Origin of the sequence: Candidatus Thermokryptus mobilis (genome assembly GCF_900070205.1) — a bacterium.
GTDB classification, from domain to species: Bacteria; Bacteroidota; Ignavibacteria; order Kryptoniales; family Kryptoniaceae; genus Kryptonium; species Kryptonium mobile.
In genome coordinates this window covers 127,003-146,564 of sequence record NZ_FAOO01000003.1, presented here as the reverse complement: position 1 = coordinate 146,564, position 19,562 = coordinate 127,003, and the positions used below count along the sequence as shown (strand labels likewise).

Here is a 19,562-nt window from a genome sequence, read left to right as displayed (position 1 = left end):
AAATTTATCTTTTTGATGGTCTTAAAACACCTTGTTTATCCCTTCTCAAAGGAAATGGTTGTTTAGGTAAAGGAGCGCCTGGCTCTTCAATTACTGATTTGCCATATTTCCAATCAGGTGGACAAATAGCAATGTATCTTGCGTATCCTCCAGTGCCACCCTCGGGCTTGGCAAAACCGATAGCAATAAGAGCCCCGGCTTCGGGAACTTTGTCAAGATTTGCAACACCTTCAGCCTGGCAATAATGATTGTGCATAAGCCAATATTCACCCTCAAGATTTGCAGTTGTGTCAGTGTCAAGGGGTTCATGCCCGTGGAATAAAATTTTACGCTCCAAATGTAAAAATTTCAACGCCTCAAGTGTGATCCCCGGAAACGGCTTCTTATTAACCCGCTCTGGGTTTGTCTGGAAAAGTTTATACCAGTCCGACCTTATCATGACAACTGAACCTTCGGGAATTTTCCCATATTTGCTTTCCCATGCCTTTATATCCTCAATTGAACAATGATACCCTGAATCTTTGGCAACCTTATCATGTATGTCAATAACAACAAGCGGTCTTATAGCATAAGTTGCTGGTATATCACTTATAGTAGCTCCGAGGCTATCCCAGTGAGCTGGGGGATCAAGCTGTGTCCCATATTGATCCGTTGGAAGCCAATACGCTGTCGCAATAAAGCCATGCTTTTGATAAGTAAATTCCTCTCCTTTACGGGCATAATCACCAAGGTCTCTCCCAGCCTTAGCTGGCTCAAACCTCGCCTGTTCAAAACCAGGCCAAACTGGTATACTCGGATTAAAAGCATGCGTTAAGTCAATATATTTTGCACTCTTAAAAACATCATCATAAACTTTCCACAATTTAAACTCTTGCCTATTTGAACTACAACCGAGAAAAAATGATACGACAAAGATGTATATCAAATTGATGTTTCTTCTCATCTCTGCCTCCTCTTTTTTCTAAAAAATTAATAACTCAAAAACTAATTATCAAGAACAACACAAACTTGCTCCCTTAAACTCTTTTGATTATCTTTTATTCCAGAGAAAATACATTAAAACCATTTATGCTTGAAAAATTAAAAAAAGAAATAATTGACACCCTTGACTCACTTTTAAGATACGCTTTACTTGTGACAGGGAACGAAGAGGAGGCAAAAGACCTCGTCCAGGAGACATGTTATAGGGCGTTAAAAAATTTAAACTCACTTGATGAAACTTCAAATGTAAAAGCGTGGCTTTTTACAATCATGCGAAATATATGGCTAAATCAAAAGAAAAGACAACAAATCTCACCAGTCCAAATTGATGAAGCAATTGAAAATAAAAGCGACGATTGGAATATAAACCCAGAGGAATTGTTAATAAATAATGAAATGCGTCAAACATTGCTCAAAGCCCTTGAAAATTTGCCTGATGTTTACAGGGAAATTTTAATCCTCAGATATTTTGAGGATTTTTCTTATAGCGAAATTTCAAAAATACTTGGTTGTCCGCTTGGAACAGTGATGTCAAGGTTGAACAGAGCAAGAGAAAAACTAAAAGAAAACTTCTTAAAAATTTACGAGAAGAAAGAAAATGATAGATCATAAAACGATAAAAATATGGATAAATCTCTACCTTGATGGAGAGCTAGCGGGAGAAGAACTTGAACAATTTAAACAGCATATAAACAAATGCTCAGAATGTTCAAAACTTTTAAAGCAACAACGCGACTTTGTTGATTCAATCAAAATCTTGAAAGACGAAGTAAATTTTGATTTTTCAGATTTCAAAAAAGAATTGATTTCACAGATTGAAGATTTTAAACCGCAAAGAAAAAGTTTCTCAAAATTAGCAATCTTACTAGCAATTATAGCTGTCTCGCTTGGCATTGGTATTTATTTGACTTTTCTCTATTCTTCTCGCACTGATTTCGCAGAAATTGCCATAGAAAATCATATAAGGCAAACCCGGGGTCAATTGCCACTTGAAATTGAAACATCTTCAGAGGCGGAAATATCTAATTGGTTTTCGGGCAAATTAAACTTCAATTTTCGTCTTCCTCGTTATCCCGACCCGACAAAGCAACCATATAAAATCAAGGGCGCTCGCCTTGTTGCGCTCAACAACGATTATGCTGCTCTTGTTTCTTACGAGATGGATAACCGACCGATGACTTTGCTCGTTGCTCCTTCAAGGAGCGCAACTCCGCATGGAAAGAATAAGTTTACATTCAAAGAATTGGATTTCTACCTTGATACACGGGATGGTTTAAATATCCTTTCTTGGAGCGATAAAGGTTTAACTTATGCCCTCGTCTTTGATTTTGAAAACTTCAATTGGAAAAAACCTTGTATCGTTTGCCATAGTTCGGGGGACAAAGAAATGTAAGGCAAACCCATTTAACACTTTGGCTTAACCCATTTTTTTTGTAAATTATCTACGCTTCAAAAACAAAATGCCCTCTTGAAAAATGCCAGCACCAAAAGAGATAAAAAGAATTTCAGAGGTAATTTGGGAAATACCTCAGACATATAAAAAAGGAATGAAAGTTCCAGCTCGCATCTACGCCACAAAAGAACTCCTTGATTCAATGGATGAAGGCGTGTTTGAACAAGTTACAAATGTCGCATGTCTACCGGGCATTCAAAAATACGCTCTTTGCATGCCAGATGGGCATTGGGGCTACGGATTCCCAATAGGTGGAGTCGCTGCGTTTGACTTTGAAAATGGAGTTATATCCCCAGGTGGAATTGGATTTGACATTAACTGCGGTATGCGACTTGTCAGAACTAACTTAACGATTGAAGAAGTAAAGCCGAAACTGAAAGAACTTGTTGATTTGCTCTTTCAAACAGTTCCAACTGGCGTTGGAGCAACTGGATTTGTCAAACTTTCAAATTCTCAATTTGATGAGGTGATGGTCAAGGGGGCACGCTGGTGCGTTGAACATGGATATGGTTGGAAAGAAGACCTTGAAAGGATAGAAGAACACGGTGCAATAAAAGGTGCAGACCCATCAAAGGTAAGTAAAAAAGCAAGAGAACGGGGGATTGATCAACTTGGAACGCTTGGCTCTGGAAACCACTACCTTGAAATTCAAGTAGTTGATAGAATTTTTGACCAAAATGTAGCCGAGGCGTTCGGGATTGAACAGGAAGGGCAAATCGTCGTGATGATACATTGTGGTTCGCGTGGTTTCGGTCATCAAATTGCAACAGATTATTTAAAGGTCTTCCTTGATGCAATGAAAAAATATGGAATACCGCTTCTTGATAAGGAACTTGCTTGTGCTCCGATTGATTCACCAGAGGGAAAAGATTATTACTCAGCCATGCTCTGTGCAGCAAATATGGCGTTTGCAAACCGACAAGTAATTCTACACAGAGTTAGAGAAGCATTTGAAAAAGTTTTTAAAAAATCACCAGAGGAACTCGGAATGCACCTCGTATACGATGTAGCACACAACATAGCAAAAGCCGAGGAATATGAAATAGATGGAAAAATTAAAAAAGTTCTCGTTCATAGAAAGGGCTCAACCCGATCCTTTGGTCCAGGACATAGCGAACTTGCCGAGATTTACCGCGACATTGGTCAACCCGTAATTATCGGTGGTTCAATGGAAACAGGTTCATATCTTCTCGTCGGGACTAAAAGAGCAATGGAAGAGACATTTGGTTCAACTTGTCACGGAAGCGGTAGAACGATGAGCAGGCATAAGGCGAAGAAAGAGATAAATTACAACCAGTTGATAAAGCAAATGGAGGAACGCGGAATTTATGTAAGAGCAGCGTCAAAATCAGGACTAGTTGAGGAAGCAGGCGCTGCTTATAAAAACATTTCCGATGTAGTTGAAGCAGTTGATAGAGCCGGAATTTCACGTAAGGTCGCTGCTTTAAGACCAATCGGAAATATCAAGGGCTAAAATAAAAAAGGCGTGCATTCGCACGCCTTCACATCCATTACGGAATGTTCAAGCCAACATATCTATTTTGACCATTGCTTGACCTTATCCTCAAAAGGATAACATCACCCGATTTATGGCTCTGAACGATTTTCTTAAAGTCATCAACATTCCTCACCGGTTTTCTATCCGCCTCAATGATTATATCATTTTCCCTTATATTTTTATCATACGCTTCTGAATACAGCTCAACACGAGTAATTATCACACCATTTTTAACTTTATACTTAGCCCTAGCTTGATCATCAAGATTTGCCACAGTGAGTCCAAGTTTTTCAAGATTTAAAACCCCGGGTTCAACTTCTTTAACTGGTGGTTCCTTATCTTCAACCTTTGCAACTTCTTCATCCTCATTCCTTGGTTTCAATGTCACCATTATTTCAAGTGTTTTACCTTCCCTATAAATTTTCAACTTGACTTTATCCCCAGGGCTTTTCCTTGCGATTATCTCTTGGAGCTCACCAGGTCTGTTAACTTCCTTACCATCACATTCAAGTATTATATCACCAGCTTTTATGCCTGCCTCCTCGGCTGCACTTCCAGAGATTACATCCTGAACAAGAATTCCCCTTGGCTTATCAAGACCGAACCCCTTTGCTGTCGCTTCATCAAGTTGCATTATTTGAACACCTAACACACCACGCCTGACCTTTCCATATCTTATTATATCCTCAGCCACCTTTTTTGCTAAATTAATCGGTATAGCAAAACCATAACCTTGATAATACCCAGTCCTTGATGCGATCGCCGTATTTATCCCTATAACCTCACCCCTAAGGTTGACAAGTGGACCACCACTGTTTCCGGGATTTATCGCAGCATCTGTTTGGATGAAATTTTCAACTCCATATGTCTCCCTGATTATCCCAAGATTTCTACTCAATGCACTAACAATCCCAGCGGTGACTGTTAAGTTAAATCCAAGCGGATTCCCAACCGCCAAAACCCACTGTCCAACTTGAACATCATCCGAATTTCCAAGTCGTGCAACTGGCAAATCATCTGACTCAATCTTAACTACAGCAAGATCGGTCAATTTATCCCTTCCGATCAATCTACCTTTAAATTCCCTTCCATCATAAAGCGTTACAGTTATATTCCCCTTTTCAGCGCCTTCCACAACATGGTTATTCGTCAAAATATACCCATCCTTTGTAATTATCACACCAGAACCCATACCTTCTTGAGGTCTTGGTTCTGGGATTTTAAATTCAAAATCAGGACCAAAGAAATGGAAAAAATCAAACGGTGCTCTTCTTGACTCGCTTTTTGCTACAACTCTAATCGAAACGACCGTTGGAATAACTTCCTTTGCTACTTGAACGAAGGCATCCTGCGTTGAAAGTGGGTCAAATTTTGTACCTAAAGGTTTATCTTGTGACCCAATAATGGGTGAATCAAGGGCAACCGTTGTTTTAATAGCGTTGAATCCTGACATCAAGATAACTCCAAATAAAAAGCCAGCAAGGACAAGTGCTATGGCCCCAGCTACCTGCTTTTTCGTCATTTTTTACTTGCCTCCTGAAAGTTTTTGTTTTTGACCAATTCAATAAAATATAACAGGCTAAAACTCAACTTTGTTTCAGTTTATTGTAAATCTCAAGCGATTTCAAATTCAACGACTCCTCAACATGCTCACGCAAATGATCAAAGAGCAACCTTTGAATTTCGCTATTTATATTACGATCTATCTTTAAACTTGTTACCGAATCAATCTTTGCCCCGCTAAGCCAAACTAAACTTTTGAAAGTTCCAACCGAATAAAAATTCTCGCTCGCACCAGCCCCACACCTTGAACATAAAAACCCACCTTTAACAGGATAAAAAACAACTTTCTGCGATAAATTCTTCATCCCGAATTTTTCTCCACAATTTAAACAATTCCTGAAATTTAACCCAAATCCTAAAACATCAACCAAATGGATAAGAAAGTACCAAAGCAAATTTATTTCATTCTTATCGGCGTTGTTCAAATTCTCAAGCGTGTCGACGAGAAGCTTAAATATCCTTGGATTTTCCTCTTCAAATTTTATGACCCTATAAACCATCTCGCAAATAGCAAGACCTATTGTCATCTTGTTATAGTTTTTGTAAAGTTCAAGAAAGGACTTAATAACATCAGCTTGTGATAAAAATTGAAGTTCCCTTGTCTCTTTCTTATAAAGTATCGCAAGTATATAAGACATCGGCTCAAGCGATGCACCAAATTTACTTGTCGTCAGCATAGCTCCTTTCGCTATAACATTCAACTTCCCAAATTTTTTGGTGTATAAGGTCACGATTTTACTTGTCTCTCTGTATTTGATCGCTTTCAACACAATTGCCTCCGTCTTTGTAAGCATTCAATCCTCCTTTTTCAACATCTCCTTGATTTTAACTAAACTTTCCTTAAACGGTGGATGAAAAATATCAATTTCCGTTATTATCGCTGTTATAAGATTTCCTGGGGTCACATCAAAAGCTGGCGAAAATGTTTTCACACCCTCTGGCGCTATTCTCTTTCCCATAATTTCTGTTATTTCGTCACCACTTCTAAATTCAATTGGTATCTCATCGCCTGTGTTTATGTTAAAATCAATTGACGAAGTAGGAGCAGCAACATAAAAGGGAACACCATGATAATTAGCCACTATGGCAAGGTTATATGTCCCGATTTTATTTGCGGTATCACCATTTAAGGCAACCCTATCAGCACCAACAATTACACAATCAACCTCACCTCGCTTCATCAAAAAAGCAGCCATATTGTCCGTGATTAAAACCGTCTCAATTCCCCTTTGCATAAGCTCCCAAGTTGTAAGCCGAGCACCTTGAAGAAGTGGTCTTGTCTCATCAACATAAACCTTTATCTTCTTACCTTGTTCAAAAGCAGTGTAAATCACCCCAAGCGCAGTTCCATAATCTCCGGTTGCAAGCCACCCAGTGTTGCAATGTGTCAAGATGTTTGCCTTTTCAGGAATAAGCTTTGAACCATTAAGACCTATCGCCTTGCACATTTGAATATCATCATTTTGAATCCTCAACGCCTCATCCAAAAGAATTCCCTTTATCTGATCAACCTCAAGGTGAAAATTCTGATAAAAAACCTTCTTCATTCTTTCAATCGCCCAAAATAAGTTAACAGCCGTCGGTCTCGTTGAAGCGAACTCAAAACATACCTCTTCTAAAATTAATTTCAACCTTTCTTTATCCTTCCCATCATAAGACTTGACACCGAGGTAAATCCCAAACCCAGCAGCAATTCCAATAGCGGGTGCACCCCGAACTTTCAAACTTTTTATCGCCTCAGCAACGACTTTATAATCGTCCGTCTCTATAAATTCAACCTTAGTCGGCAATTTCGTCTGGTCAATGATCTTAACTTTATCACCCACCCATTCAATTGACCGTATTCTTTCCATTTCTCAAAAATCTTGACTTTTTTGTTATATTTTTTTAAATTAATAACGGAATTCGGGCCCTTAGCTCAGTTGGTCAGAGCAGCTGACTCATAATCAGCGGGTCGGAGGTTCGAGTCCTCCAGGGCCCACAAAACTTATTAAATAACCTCCATAATCTTCCTCAACGCATTGTAATAAACATCAGCAATCTCATCAATTTTTAAATCAATCCAGTCATTAATTTTGACCTTTTGCTCTTCAGTTACAAAGCCGAGAATTGAATAAGGAATACCAAATCTTTTGCAAAGCTTTTCAAATCTATCAAGATTTCCCTCTTCAACTGTTACAATTATTCTTGATTGCCCTTCGCCAAAGAGTAGAAAATCAGGGCGAATCCCATCTTCAATTTTAACATCACAACCCAACATATTTTCCTTATCAATGATACAGCACTCAGCAAGCGCAACAGCAATACCACCATCTGAAACATCGTGAGCCGACTTCACAAGACCAAGCCGAATCCCTTCAAGACAAACCTGTTGAACTCTTTTTTCAATCTCAAGGTCAATAAATGGAGCATCACCCAAAACTTTTCCATGTATCCAAGCCAGATATTCGCTTCCGCCAATTTCGCCAGTATTTTTCCCAAGAAGGATTATAACATCACCAGGGGTTTTGAAACTTGCTGTAGTGATAAATTTTAAATCGTCTATTAAGCCGAGCATACCTATAACTGGAGTTGGATAGACCGAACCTTGAGGAGCCTCGTTATAAAAGCTCACATTTCCACCTGTCACTGGCGTTCCCAAAAATCTACAAGCATCTCCCATACCGCGAACCGCTTCCTTAAATTGCCAAAATATCTCCGGTTTATATGGATTTCCAAAATTTAAACAGTTCGTAATAGCGATTGGTTCAGCTCCAACGCAAACAACATTTCTTGCTGACTCAGCCACGGCTATTATCGCACCACGATATGGGTTTAGATAGACATATCTTGAATTACAATCCGTCTTCAATGCAAGCGCTTTATTTGTGCCTTTAATTCTAACAACAACCGCATCCCCACCGGGCAAAACGACAGTATTTGTCTGCACCATAGTATCATATTGCTCGTAAACCCATTCCTTACTCGCAATATTTGGTGAGGAAATCAATTTCAAAAAAACCTCATTAAAATCCTTCGGTTGCTCAATCTCATGTGGGTCAAATTTCCTAACCTCTTGAAGATATTCCGGTTCCTTTGCTTCCCTCTGATATATCGGAGCACCACCACCAACGACAAGCGAATCAGCTGGTATATTTGCGACAACCTTTCCATCTTTCTTAACTCTTAACATCCCATCCGAAGTGACATAACCGATGACAACAGCGTTTAAGTCCCACTTTTTGAAAATGTTTATTATTTCATCTTCAAATCCCCTTTCAACAACCATTAGCATTCTTTCCTGTGATTCAGAAAGCAAAATTTCATATGCGCTCATTCCTTTCTCGCGCGTTGGAACAAGGTCAAGGTCAATTTCCATACCACTTTCCCCACGTGCACTCATCTCACTTGTTGAACAAGTTATTCCAGCTGCACCCATATCTTGAATCCCAACGATATGACCCGTTTTTATCGCTTCAAGTGTAGCTTCAAGTAAAAGTTTTTCAGTAAAGGGGTCTCCAACTTGAACTGAGGGTCTTTTTGCCTCTGATTCCTCAGTTATCTCTTCAGAAGCAAATGTAGCCCCGTGAATCCCATCTCTGCCTGTCCTTGAGCCAACGATCAAAACCGGATTCCCCTCACCTTTTGCTACGGCTCGGACAATTTCATCCTTCCTTACAATTCCAACAGCCATTGCATTTACAAGCGGATTTTGATTATAACATTTTTCAAAGTAAACCTCACCTCCAACAGTTGGGCAACCAAAGCTGTTGCCATAGTCAGCGATTCCACGAACAACGCCATTGAAAAGATATTTAACGCGAGGATTTGACAACTCCCCAAACCTAAGCGAATTAAGTATTGCGATTGGTCTTGCGCCCATTGTGAAAATGTCCCTTAGAATTCCCCCAACCCCAGTTGCAGCTCCTTGATATGGTTCAACAGCGGATGGATGATTATGCGATTCAATTTTAAATGCAACCGCAAGCCCATCTCCAATATCAACAAGACCAGCATTTTCCTCACCAGCAGAAACAAGCAACTTAGGACCACTCCTTGGCAAAGTTTTTAACACTAAAATTGAATTTTTATAACTGCAATGCTCACTCCACATGACGCTGAACATCCCAAGCTCTTCAAATGTCGGTTCCCTCCCAATAAGTTCAATTATCCTATCATATTCTTCCTCTGTCAAGCCAAGTTCAACTGCTAAATTCCGCATTGATTTTGTCCCAACCTCCATATTTGTCATTCCCCCCTTTGAAGTATCTCTTTTACGATTGGCGCAAGCGTCGTCCCAACCTCGTCAAAATAACGATATGTCAAAACTAAAAGTATTAACAATAAAATAACAAACGAATAAATTTTCCACTTGGCGATTTTCTTTCTCGTCTCCGTTTTACCGAAAAACTTCTCCGTAAAACCAATGTAAATATAACCACGCCAACCACATTCGCTACACCTGTAAATTTTATATGGTAGGAAAAACTTAACCAAACGCTCTTTAAAATTCCTTGACCTTGAACGATGCAATGTCCCAAATTTACCACAATGCGGACACGGCTGAAGAGTCATTGACTTCCCTTTAATTTATTTTTAAAAATTTAGCCGTTTCCTCAGGAAGCGCTGTTGTTATGTAAATCCCTGAACCAAGCTCAAATCCAGCAGGAATCGTAAGCCGAGGCAAAATTTGAATATACCAATGATAAAACTCCTCATTCGCATCTTTAAAAGGGGACGAGTGAATGACATAGTTATAGTCAGGATTGTTAAGCTTATCATAAAGCTGTTTCAAAACAAGCCGAACAACCTTAGCTGTACGGCAAGCTTCTTCCTCGCTTATATTACCAAAACAAGCGTTATGTTTTCTTGGCAAAATCCACGTCTCAAAAGGTGAAATTGAAGCAAATGGTTCAATCACAAGAAAATCATCATCTCTATAAACCACACGCTCCATGACATATTCCTCTATGGAAATCATATCGCAAAAAACGCAACTACCGTGATCATCGTAATATCGCGTTGCTTCTTCAAGCAAATGCCTTATATGCGTTGGGACAATTGGACTCGCTATAAGTTGTGAATGAGGATGCTCAAGTGATGTCCCAGCTTTTTTACCGTTGTTTCTAAAGATAATCGCAACATTTATATTCGGGTTTGACATTAAATCTTTGTAAAGTTTTAAATATGTCTTGAAGATATCGCACACCTGTTCCTCGCTCATCGTCGCTATGGTCAAGTTATGAATTGGCGTTTCAATTATAACATAATGAAAACCGTAACCAGCCACTTTTCTGAAAAATTGAAACTTCATCTCTCTTCTTAATTCAGCATCTGGAACAAGAGCTGAAAATTTATTCGGTACAACGCGCACACTCCATTTACTGTCACATACGATTCTATAAATCTCTGGCGGTGTCATGTCTTCATTGCCTGGGCAAAATGGACATTTCGGGTCAAACTCCGGAAGCGTTGCCATCTCTTCGTGAACCAAAAAATCATGCGGTCTTCTAGCTCTTTCAGTTGCGACTATAACCCAATTTTTAGTTGCCCTATTTTGTCTAAATTCAGGCATAAAATTGTTCTCTTTTTTAACCTTCAAAATTTAACAATAAATAATCTGTCTTGCAAAAAACAGGTGAGGACGGCTTTCAAAATTTGCTTTTGAAATCAAAAAGATATATCTTTATTTAGATTAAATTTAAAAAACAAATCCCAAAATATATGGCGAGCGCAAAACTGGTTGAAAAGGTAAAGCGCGACTTCGCAAGCTATCTTAAAAGGGTCAATCTGCGCTCAACTGAGCAAAGATATGAAGTTCTCAATGCAATCCTTGAAATAGATGGTCACTTCGGCGCCGAGGATTTATTTATCCAAATGAAAAATCAAGGCAAAAAAATTTCAAGAGCGACTGTATATAATACACTTGACATACTTCTTGAACTCGGCGTTGTGTCAAGACATAAAGTCGGGAATACTTATATTTATGAAAGAGCCATAGGAAGGACACACCATGACCATCTTATTTGCATAAATTGTGGAGCGATGATTGAGTTTGCAAGCGAAGAAATTGAGAAACTTCAAGACGAGATTTGTAAAAAGTATAAGTTTAAACCATTGAGGCATACCCACCAAATTTATGGACTCTGTGCAAAATGCTCAGAAAAGGGAAAGATGAGCTGATGAGATTAACGGATGCAAAACCCGGCTATGAATTAGAAATCGTTGAATTACCGCAGGGAAATATAAAAACGCAATTCGTACGCCTCGGCATAACTGAAGGAACAAGGATAAAATGCGCACACAAATTACCCGGTGGGACCGTTGTCATATCAAAAAGAACGCTTGAAATTGCAATTGGAAGCGATATAGCGAAAAAAATTTTCGTCAAAAAAATATAAATCGGAAATGCATACACATCAAACCAATGACAAAATAGAAACTAAAATTGAAAGCAAACCCAAAAAACTTGTCCTTGTCGGAAATCCCAATGTTGGCAAATCAATTTTCTTTAATTATCTCACGGGTTTGTATGTTGAGGTCTCAAATTACCCTGGAACAACGGTTGAAATCCTAAAGGGAAGATATAAAAATTTCATCGTCTATGATACACCTGGAATTTACGGTTTATCTTCATTTAATGACGAGGAAAGAATAGCCAAAAATATAATAATTGATGCCGATATAATACTTAACATAGTTGATGCCGTCAATCTTGAGAGGGATTTGTTTTTAACGCTACAACTCATTGACTCCGGCAAACCGGTTGTCGTCGCATTGAACATGATGGATGAAGCCGAAAAGAAAAGAATCAAAATAAATGTTGAACAACTTTCAAAAATTCTCGGCGTCCCCGTAATTCCAACGATAGCAATCAAGTATAAGGGTTTCAGGGAAATAACTGAGGCAATAGAAAAAGCAACGATCGGAAACAGGGATAAAAAACTTGCTGAAAAGATAAAAAAAATAGCCAATGAGCTTAAGGTCACAGAAATAGAAGCTCTTTTAATACTTGAAGGTGACTCGGAAACGATAAATAAGTATAGGACGAAATTTAACGGGGAGTTATACATCCACGATGAGCGGGAAAAAATTTACATTGAACGAAGGAATAAAGCAAATCAAATTGTAGCAGAAGTCACAAACATAGACACAATAAGCGGGAGGATTTCAAACTTTTTTGGAAGAATAGCGATTCACCCGATTTTTGGGTTGGCATTTTTCATCGTTATACTTTACCTCGCCTATATCCTTGTGGGCAAATTGATCGCTCAGGACATCGTAGACCTTACGGAAAATGAAATAGGCAAGAAAATCTATGAATACAACGTCAGAAAATTCGTAGCGAGATATTTCCCTGTTTCAATCAAAGTCAACATACTTGACGAGGACGATAACATAATTGACACAAGAACTTTCATATTTGAAAATGGAACAAGGGCTTCAGAAACAACCCTAAAGCAGATGGAAGATTTTGCAAATGGTAAAAATGTTGAATATGAGTTTGAATTTAAAAACCCCATTTTGTTCATTTTATTCGGTGAATTCGGCGTCTTGACGATGACGGTTAGATATCTTCTTTTTCTACTTCTTCCTCTTGTGATAGGATTTTATCTTATGCTTTCAATTCTTGAAGATAGTGGCTATTTACCACGACTTGCGACATTTGTTGATAAACTGATGAACTACATCGGGCTAAATGGGAAAGCAATTATACCGATGATACTTGGTTTTGGATGCGTTACTATGGCAACTATAACGACGCGACTTCTCACCACAACTCGCGAGAAAAGGATAATGACGGCGATTCTGCAAATTACCATCCCGTGTTCAGCTCAACTTGCCGTTATAACGACACTTTTAATGAGAGCTGGATTCAAAGCGACGGTTATCTATGCTATGACGATGTTTCTCGTTTTCGTGATCATTGGGCTTACTTTGAATAAAATTTTACCAGGTGGAGCAACCCCTTTACTAATTGATCTGCCTCCTATGAGAATACCCAGAGTTGAAAACCTCGCTAAAAAAACTTGGATGCGAACTTTCTATTTCATAAAAGAAGCTGGTATGTGGTTCTTTGTAGGAGCTTTTGTCGTCGGTCTGTTACAAGTAACGGGATTGCTTGATAAGTGGATTCAACTCCTTTCACCACTGACTGTTAATTGGCTTCAACTTCCCGCTGAAGCATCGCAGGCTTTCATAATGGGAATTGTCCGAAGGGATTTCGGGGCTGCTGGATTTTACTCGCTTGAACTTACACCAATGCAAACTGTCGTTGGACTTGTCACAATAACTCTTTTCGTCCCCTGCATCGCCTCGCTTATGGTGATGTTGAAAGAGAGAGGAGCATTTGAAGGATTGATAATTTGGCTCTCAAGCTGGATAATCGCATTTACAATCGGAGGTATAGTTTCACAAATTTTAATTTAAACGCCCCTTGCCTCTGGTGACCAAATGTATTTGTGCAGTTGAATCTGAAAGCGAACCGGGATTCTATCTTCAAGTATCCAACCCGCAAGGATAGATGGCTCAATCTCTCCGAAAACCGGCGAAAACAAAACCGCTCCAACTCTCTCAAAAAGATTATACTTATTCACAACTTCCTTCGCCCACTCATAATCAACCCTATCCTTTATCACGAATTTGACTTCATCTTTCTTCGTTAAATATGATATATTTTCCCAACGATTTTTGTGGCTCATCTTGCTCCCGGGGCATTTCACATCCATTATTATGTGAACCCTTGGGTCAACAACGCTTATATCTCTATGTCCGCCCGTTTCAAGGAGAACTGTAAATTTTTCATCGCATAACCTCTTCATTAATTCAAGCGAATTCTCCTGAAGAAGTGGCTCTCCACCGGTTATCTCCACAAGACCACAATTATACGACTTAACCTTCTCAATCACCTCGTCAATCGTCATATCAACACCCTCATAAAAAGCATATTCAGTGTCACACCAAACACATCTAAGATCGCAATATGTCAACCTTACGAACACGCACGGCATACCCATCCAGCTTGATTCACCTTGAATACTGAAAAATATCTCGTTCACCGTCAATATGTTTTTCCCCTTCCTCATAGCTCTTGATAAATGGCTGAATATTTTTCTGTCTCCCAAATTTCAACAAAATCAATCTCAACCCCTTCCCTTCCAGATAACCTCTGCTTCACCTCATCATAGAAAAACTTAGCGATGTTTTCCGCAGTTGGTTGCTCCTTATCAAAAGGTGGAATATCATTCAAATGGTAATGGTCAACCTTCTCAATTATATCATTTAAAATTTCCGAAATCTCTTTAAAGTCAATAGCCATCCCATAACGATCAAGTTTCTCCGTCTTTACAACTACCTTAACTTTCCAATTATGACCGTGCAATCGCCCACACTCACCAGGGTAACCCCTGATTATATGCGAAGCCGAAAAATTTTTCTGAACCGTAATCTTAAACATAACCTTAATCAACTTATCTTTTTAATATCTTTGTCCCTGCCGAATATGAGAAGTTCATCCCCGTCTTCAATTTTCACATCTGGGTCAGGAACACCTATCGGTTTCTTATTCCGAATTATTGTGACGAGAAGAAGATTGAAATTTTTTCTAAGCTCAATTTCTCTGAGCGACTTACCGATAAATTCAGATGGAGCTTTAAGGCGAGCGATTTCATAATCTTTCTCAATTTCAAAAAATTCAAGCAAACCCTCACGCAAAATAATTTTCGCAAGATGCCTTGCAACCTCCTCTTCAGGTGAGATTATATCCTCCTCCCTTATACCAACGCTTTTTAAAATTTTCTTATGGATTCTTTCGTTCGCACGAGCGATTATTCGTTTGACACCCATTTCTTTTAACAACATACAGGTCAAAAGTAACGCTTCAAAATTTTCACCAATCGTTATAACAACTGCATCCATATCTTTAATTCCGAACCTTTCAAGTTCTCTGACATCTGTGCTGTCAAACTTGACAGCAGTTATGTTAGGGTGATTTAACTCGTTGATTTTTTCCTCGCTTATATCAACTGCAAGGACTTCCGCGCCTCCTTCAGCGAGATTCTCAGCCAGGCTTTTCCCGAAATTACCAAGCCCAATAACCGCGACCTTTTTCATTTATGTCACAAGTATATTTTCTTTCTGAAACTCATAATTTCTCCTCTCAATCCTACCGAACAAAGCAAAGGAAACAGTCAAAACTCCAACTCTTCCAATAAACATCATCATAATGATAATCAACTTTCCAACATTTGTCAAATTTGATGTCACCCCACGACTCAATCCAACAGTCCCAAAAGCTGAAACAACTTCAAAAAACAAGTCAATCAAACCCTTCCCCCTCTCAATCAAAGTCAAAAAGAAAGTCGCTACTGATAAAATTAAAATTGAAAAAATAGCCAACACAAAAGCCCTCATCACCGTCTCCTCGTGAACCTGTTTTTTAAAAATTTCCACTTTTCCTCTACCGTTCATCATTGAAATTATCTTTAAGATTATCAAGGCAAATGATGTCGTCTTTATACCTCCACCAGTTGACCCTGGAGAAGCACCCACCCACATAAGAAATATTATCAAAAGAGAAGTAGCAACTGAAATTTGAGATATATCCAAAGTATTAAATCCGGCTGTCCTAGGCGTCACTGCTTGGAAAAAAGAATGAAGAACCTTGTAAAAAAATGACTCGCCTTTCAAAGTGTTGTTAAATTCAAGTACGAAAAAAGAAAATGTCCCAAAGATTATCAAAATAAAAGTCGTTGAAAGGGCAAGTTTTGAATGCAAACTTAAAGTCACACTTTGAGGTCGGATTCTCTCCCTGAATAATTTCACACTGCGCAATAACCTTAAAATTGGTTTTTCAGTATACTCGGTTAAAACTATAAAACCGAGCCCCCCAGCTATAAACAGAAATGCGATCGTCAAAATGGCGGGTGCGTTATATTTAATGGCGATTAAATTATTTGAAAAGGTTGAAAAACCAGCGTTACAAAACGCTGAGATTGAATGAAATACCGAATGGAAAATTTTATCTGACTTGTTTTTAAAAAGTGAATCAGGCAAAAAATTAAAAAGAGCAATCGCTCCTATAAACTCAATCGTAAATGTCAAAAGTAAAATCCTAGTAATCGTTGAAGATATCTTCGCTAAACTTCTCTCATTGAAAATCTCGCTTAGCAAAATCCTCTCCCTCAAACTTATACCACCGAGAAGGGTTATAAAAAATGTCGTAAATGTCATTACCCCAAGCCCGCCAACTTGAATCAAAAGCATTATGATGAATTGACCAAGCGCAGTGAAGTATGACCCAATGTCAACAACAGTCAAACCTGTAACGCAAACAGCACTCGTAGCTGTGAAAAGAGCATCTATTAAAGATATCCCCTTGTATGTCGCTTTTGGCAAAAGAAGTAGAAGTGTCCCCAAAAAAATTAAAATCAAAAAACTCAACATAAATAACCTTGCTGGATGCACCGACTTTTGAACCAACTTCTGACTATATCTTATCACTTTGAACCAAATATCAAGCGCCAGATAAACCTGCACAGAAGCAATGTAAATTCTCGTCAAGGTCAAAACATCAACTTTATATGGCTGACGGATGTAAATCAAAAAGCCGAAAATTTGAATCAAAATTAAAAAAGTCAAAACAAATTCAATCCATTTCCTGCGTATGTAACTCAACGGCTTTTCACTTATTACAAGCTTTGACAGATTGAAGAAAACAAAATAAAAAACTGCGAAAGAATTAAACTGATGGATAATTTTTCTCACGATGTCGTCAATGTAAAAGCCATGTTCAATTAAAAGCGTTGCTATGACAGAGCCAGCGATGATAAACATCAATTTATCAATTGTATCGGAAAACTTTTTAAACCTCGGCTCTTCCCCAGTGAGCAACTCTATGACTTAACTTTATTTGAAAGGGAACAAAAGGCAAGATAAGCGAGAATGGAAGCACCGAATTTCATTGCATTTTCATTTATCGTAAACTTTGAACTGTGGATATCATATTTTGAGTTTTTACTTCCAGCGCCAAGCCAGATAAAACAACCAGGGACTTTTTGAAGATAATAAGCAAAATCCTCAGCCCCCATGACAGGTCTTGCCTCAAAAACCTTCTTTTCCCCGAGCAATTCAATCGCCCTTTTTCTCGCAAATTCAGTCGCTTCTTTATGATTAACAAGAACGGGATAACCTTTGCTAATTCTGAGCTCATATTCAGCCCCATAAGCGGAAGTTATACCCTTTACAACTTGTTCAATCATTGACCAGGCTTTTCTTCTCCAATCCTCGTTCATTGTTCTCAAAGTACCCGAGATTAAAACTTCATCAGGAATTATATTTGTTGCTGAGCCAGCGTGAATAGAACCAATCGTTAAAACTCTTGGTTCAATCGGGTCAAAGAATCTGCTTGCGATTTTTTGAAGTGAAAGTATAACTTCCGAAGCGATCACAATTGGGTCAACCGTATAATGAGGACGAGCTCCATGCCCACCGCGACCTTTGATCTTGAGATATATCTCGTCAGAAGAAGCCATAAGCGGACCTTCTTTAATGAAAACGGTCCCAGGCTCAGCGTCTGGACGAACATGTAAACCGAAGATAATTTCAACATCCGGGGATTTCAACACACCTTCTTTTATCATCAAGCTTGCCCCGCCTGGATTTTTTTCCTCGCTTGGCTGAAAGATAAATTTTACAATGCCATTGAAATGTTCTTGCAACTGTTTTAAAATCATACCAGCACCTAGAAGCATTGCGGTATGTGAATCATGTCCGCAAGCATGCATCTTACCGGGAATTTTTGAAGAAAATGGCAAACCAGTTTGCTCTTGAATCGGAAGTGCATCCATATCCGCACGCAAAGCAACAACTTCATAATCCCCTTTCCCACTCCCTCTCCCTTCAAGGATACCAACAACCCCTGTTTTCGCTATACCTGTTATAACCTTAAAACCAAGCGAACTTAAAACCTTTGAAACAAGCTTGGAAGTCCTATATTCCTCAAAAGCAAGCTCGGGATATTGATGTATCCTTCTTCTTATGCTGACAATCCTCGGTAAAAATTTATCCGCAAGCTTCAAAATTCTTTCCTGAATTTCAAAATTCACTTCTGCTGTTTCTTCGTTTTCTTTTTCTTCTTGGTTTCGGGATTTTCCTCTTTTTCAATTTGCTCGCTGATCAATTTTTGCTGCTCAGCTATGGGGGAGAAAAACTCCGAGATCGGTTCATTTAAAATATACGGATTTATATTTTTTTTCTTTCTCAACTCCCTCGCTCTGACAACCTCATACATAATCAAAGCACCTGCAACGGAGGCATTCAGCGATTCAACTTTTCCATACATTGGAATCTTAACAAGAAAATCACATTTCTGTTTGGTTAGAAATCTTAAACCTTTGCCTTCATTTCCTATGACGATAGCGACGGGCATTGTGTAATCAACTTCATAGTAATATTTCGCAGCGTTTGCATCCGCTCCAACTATCCAAATCCCTTTTTCTTTAAGTTCGTCAAGCGTTTGTGCAAGATTTGTAACTTTAGCTATTCCAATGTGAGCCACAGCTCCAGCTGAAGCTCTGGCAACCGTTGAATTTATAATCGCTGTGTGATGCTTTGTAGTTATAACCCCATGAACTCCAGCACATTCAGCGGTTCTAACAAGTGCTCCAAAATTTTGCGGATCAACGATCTCGTCAAGAATTAAAATAAACGGTGCTTCTCCTCTTTCCTTTGAGATGTTCAAAATATCATCAACACTTATATATTTTGCCTCAGATATCATTGCGATAACGCCCTGCGTGGCTATGTCGCTTGCCAATTCACGAAATCTTTGTTTGTTTAAATCAACAACTGGCACGCCCTTTTTGCGCGCCAAATTTCTTATCTTATCAATTTGACTTCCTCTTATCCCGTGAAGGATGTAAATTTTTTCAATCATAACGCTTTGTGATTTAAGCGCTTCAATAACCGGCTGTCTCCCAGCTATTAACTTCGGTTTGCCCTCTCCCTCCTGGATCTCAATTGGTTGCGTATTTTCCCTTTCCATTTCCATCCCCATCATTTCTCCCAAAATTTTTGTTTTATTTAAAT

General features: G+C 38.8%; 19 protein-coding genes and 1 tRNA gene. 7 read left to right on the top strand and 13 right to left on the bottom strand.

Going from position 1 to position 19,562, the window contains the following annotated elements:
- Positions 1-4: 4 nt before the first annotated feature.
- Positions 5-943 carry a cyclase family protein gene (locus tag FKZ43_RS02905; protein WP_140944379.1) on the bottom strand — a complete coding sequence of 313 codons (939 nt, stop codon included), beginning with the start codon at positions 941-943 and terminating at the stop codon, positions 5-7.
- 125 nt (positions 944-1,068) lie between these two features.
- Here FKZ43_RS02905 and FKZ43_RS02900 point away from each other — a divergent pair, with 125 nt between their 5' ends.
- From FKZ43_RS02900 to FKZ43_RS02890, 3 genes are all read left to right on the top strand, one after another.
- A complete protein-coding gene (locus FKZ43_RS02900) occupies positions 1,069-1,593 on the top strand; it encodes an RNA polymerase sigma factor (protein WP_140944378.1) in 525 nt (174 codons plus the stop codon).
- On the top strand, positions 1,580-2,374 hold the full coding sequence (locus FKZ43_RS02895; protein WP_140944377.1) for a zf-HC2 domain-containing protein: 795 nt from the start codon (positions 1,580-1,582) through the stop codon (positions 2,372-2,374). Before FKZ43_RS02900 ends, FKZ43_RS02895 begins: the two co-directional genes overlap by 14 nt.
- Positions 2,375-2,456: 82 nt before the next feature.
- Positions 2,457-3,908, top strand: a complete 1,452-nt coding sequence (locus FKZ43_RS02890) for an RtcB family protein (RefSeq protein ID WP_140944376.1) — start codon at positions 2,457-2,459, stop codon at positions 3,906-3,908.
- Between the two features lie 37 nt (positions 3,909-3,945).
- Here FKZ43_RS02890 and FKZ43_RS02885 read toward each other — a convergent pair whose 3' ends face one another.
- The 3 genes from FKZ43_RS02885 to mtnA form a co-directional block, all read right to left on the bottom strand.
- Entirely contained in the window at positions 3,946-5,454 is a 1,509-nt protein-coding gene (locus tag FKZ43_RS02885) for a DegQ family serine endoprotease (protein WP_140944375.1), read from the bottom strand.
- Between the two features lie 64 nt (positions 5,455-5,518).
- Positions 5,519-6,289 (bottom strand): DNA repair protein RecO, encoded by a 771-nt coding sequence (gene recO / locus FKZ43_RS02880; RefSeq protein ID WP_140944374.1) that lies wholly within the window; start codon positions 6,287-6,289, stop codon positions 5,519-5,521.
- Positions 6,290-7,348, bottom strand: coding sequence for an S-methyl-5-thioribose-1-phosphate isomerase (mtnA, locus tag FKZ43_RS02875; protein WP_140944373.1), 1,059 nt, complete (start codon positions 7,346-7,348; stop codon positions 6,290-6,292). It lies immediately after the preceding gene.
- Between the two features lie 54 nt (positions 7,349-7,402).
- On the opposite strand from mtnA, the gene FKZ43_RS02870 reads away from it, so the two are divergent.
- A tRNA-Ile gene (locus tag FKZ43_RS02870) sits at positions 7,403-7,476 on the top strand.
- 9 nt (positions 7,477-7,485) lie between these two features.
- On the opposite strand, the gene purL is transcribed toward FKZ43_RS02870, so the two are convergent.
- From purL to galT, 3 genes are read right to left on the bottom strand one after another with little or no spacing between them, the layout of a single operon-like run.
- The gene (purL, locus tag FKZ43_RS02865) at positions 7,486-9,696 is read right to left on the bottom strand and encodes a phosphoribosylformylglycinamidine synthase subunit PurL (RefSeq protein WP_235894666.1); all 2,211 of its coding nucleotides are present in this window, start codon (positions 9,694-9,696) and stop codon (positions 7,486-7,488) included.
- 26 nt (positions 9,697-9,722) lie between these two features.
- Positions 9,723-10,049 (bottom strand): hypothetical protein, encoded by a 327-nt coding sequence (locus tag FKZ43_RS02860; protein WP_140944372.1) that lies wholly within the window; start codon positions 10,047-10,049, stop codon positions 9,723-9,725.
- A gap of 10 nt (positions 10,050-10,059) precedes the next feature.
- Complete coding sequence (gene galT / locus FKZ43_RS02855; protein WP_140944371.1) at positions 10,060-11,049, bottom strand: galactose-1-phosphate uridylyltransferase; 990 nt, start codon at positions 11,047-11,049, stop codon at positions 10,060-10,062.
- 149 nt (positions 11,050-11,198) lie between these two features.
- On the opposite strand from galT, the gene FKZ43_RS02850 reads away from it, so the two are divergent.
- From FKZ43_RS02850 to FKZ43_RS02840, 3 genes are read left to right on the top strand one after another with little or no spacing between them, the layout of a single operon-like run.
- Positions 11,199-11,657, top strand: coding sequence for a Fur family transcriptional regulator (locus tag FKZ43_RS02850; protein WP_140944370.1), 459 nt, complete (start codon positions 11,199-11,201; stop codon positions 11,655-11,657).
- A complete protein-coding gene (locus FKZ43_RS02845; protein WP_181180225.1) occupies positions 11,657-11,875 on the top strand; it encodes a ferrous iron transport protein A in 219 nt (72 codons plus the stop codon). The genes FKZ43_RS02850 and FKZ43_RS02845 overlap by 1 nt, the downstream gene beginning before the upstream one ends.
- Before the next feature lie 7 nt (positions 11,876-11,882).
- Positions 11,883-13,904 carry a FeoB small GTPase domain-containing protein gene (locus FKZ43_RS02840; RefSeq protein ID WP_140944368.1) on the top strand — a complete coding sequence of 674 codons (2,022 nt, stop codon included), beginning with the start codon at positions 11,883-11,885 and terminating at the stop codon, positions 13,902-13,904.
- Here the strand turns inward: FKZ43_RS02840 and FKZ43_RS02835 are convergent.
- The 6 genes from FKZ43_RS02835 to rlmB are packed head-to-tail and all read right to left on the bottom strand — an operon-like array spanning position 13,901 to position 19,518.
- Positions 13,901-14,560, bottom strand: a complete 660-nt coding sequence (locus FKZ43_RS02835) for a radical SAM protein (protein ID WP_140944367.1) — start codon at positions 14,558-14,560, stop codon at positions 13,901-13,903. The genes FKZ43_RS02840 and FKZ43_RS02835 overlap by 4 nt on opposite strands.
- A complete protein-coding gene (gene queD / locus FKZ43_RS02830) occupies positions 14,557-14,931 on the bottom strand; it encodes a 6-carboxytetrahydropterin synthase QueD (RefSeq protein ID WP_140944366.1) in 375 nt (124 codons plus the stop codon). The genes FKZ43_RS02835 and queD overlap by 4 nt, the downstream gene beginning before the upstream one ends.
- An 8-nt stretch (positions 14,932-14,939) precedes the next feature.
- Positions 14,940-15,587 (bottom strand): potassium channel family protein, encoded by a 648-nt coding sequence (locus FKZ43_RS02825; protein ID WP_140944365.1) that lies wholly within the window; start codon positions 15,585-15,587, stop codon positions 14,940-14,942.
- Positions 15,588-17,366 (bottom strand): TrkH family potassium uptake protein, encoded by a 1,779-nt coding sequence (locus tag FKZ43_RS02820; protein ID WP_140944364.1) that lies wholly within the window; start codon positions 17,364-17,366, stop codon positions 15,588-15,590.
- A gap of 2 nt (positions 17,367-17,368) precedes the next feature.
- A complete protein-coding gene (locus FKZ43_RS02815; protein WP_140944363.1) occupies positions 17,369-18,580 on the bottom strand; it encodes a M20 metallopeptidase family protein in 1,212 nt (403 codons plus the stop codon).
- A complete protein-coding gene (gene rlmB / locus FKZ43_RS02810; RefSeq protein ID WP_140944362.1) occupies positions 18,577-19,518 on the bottom strand; it encodes a 23S rRNA (guanosine(2251)-2'-O)-methyltransferase RlmB in 942 nt (313 codons plus the stop codon). Before rlmB ends, FKZ43_RS02815 begins: the two co-directional genes overlap by 4 nt.
- Positions 19,519-19,562 lie beyond the last annotated feature (44 nt).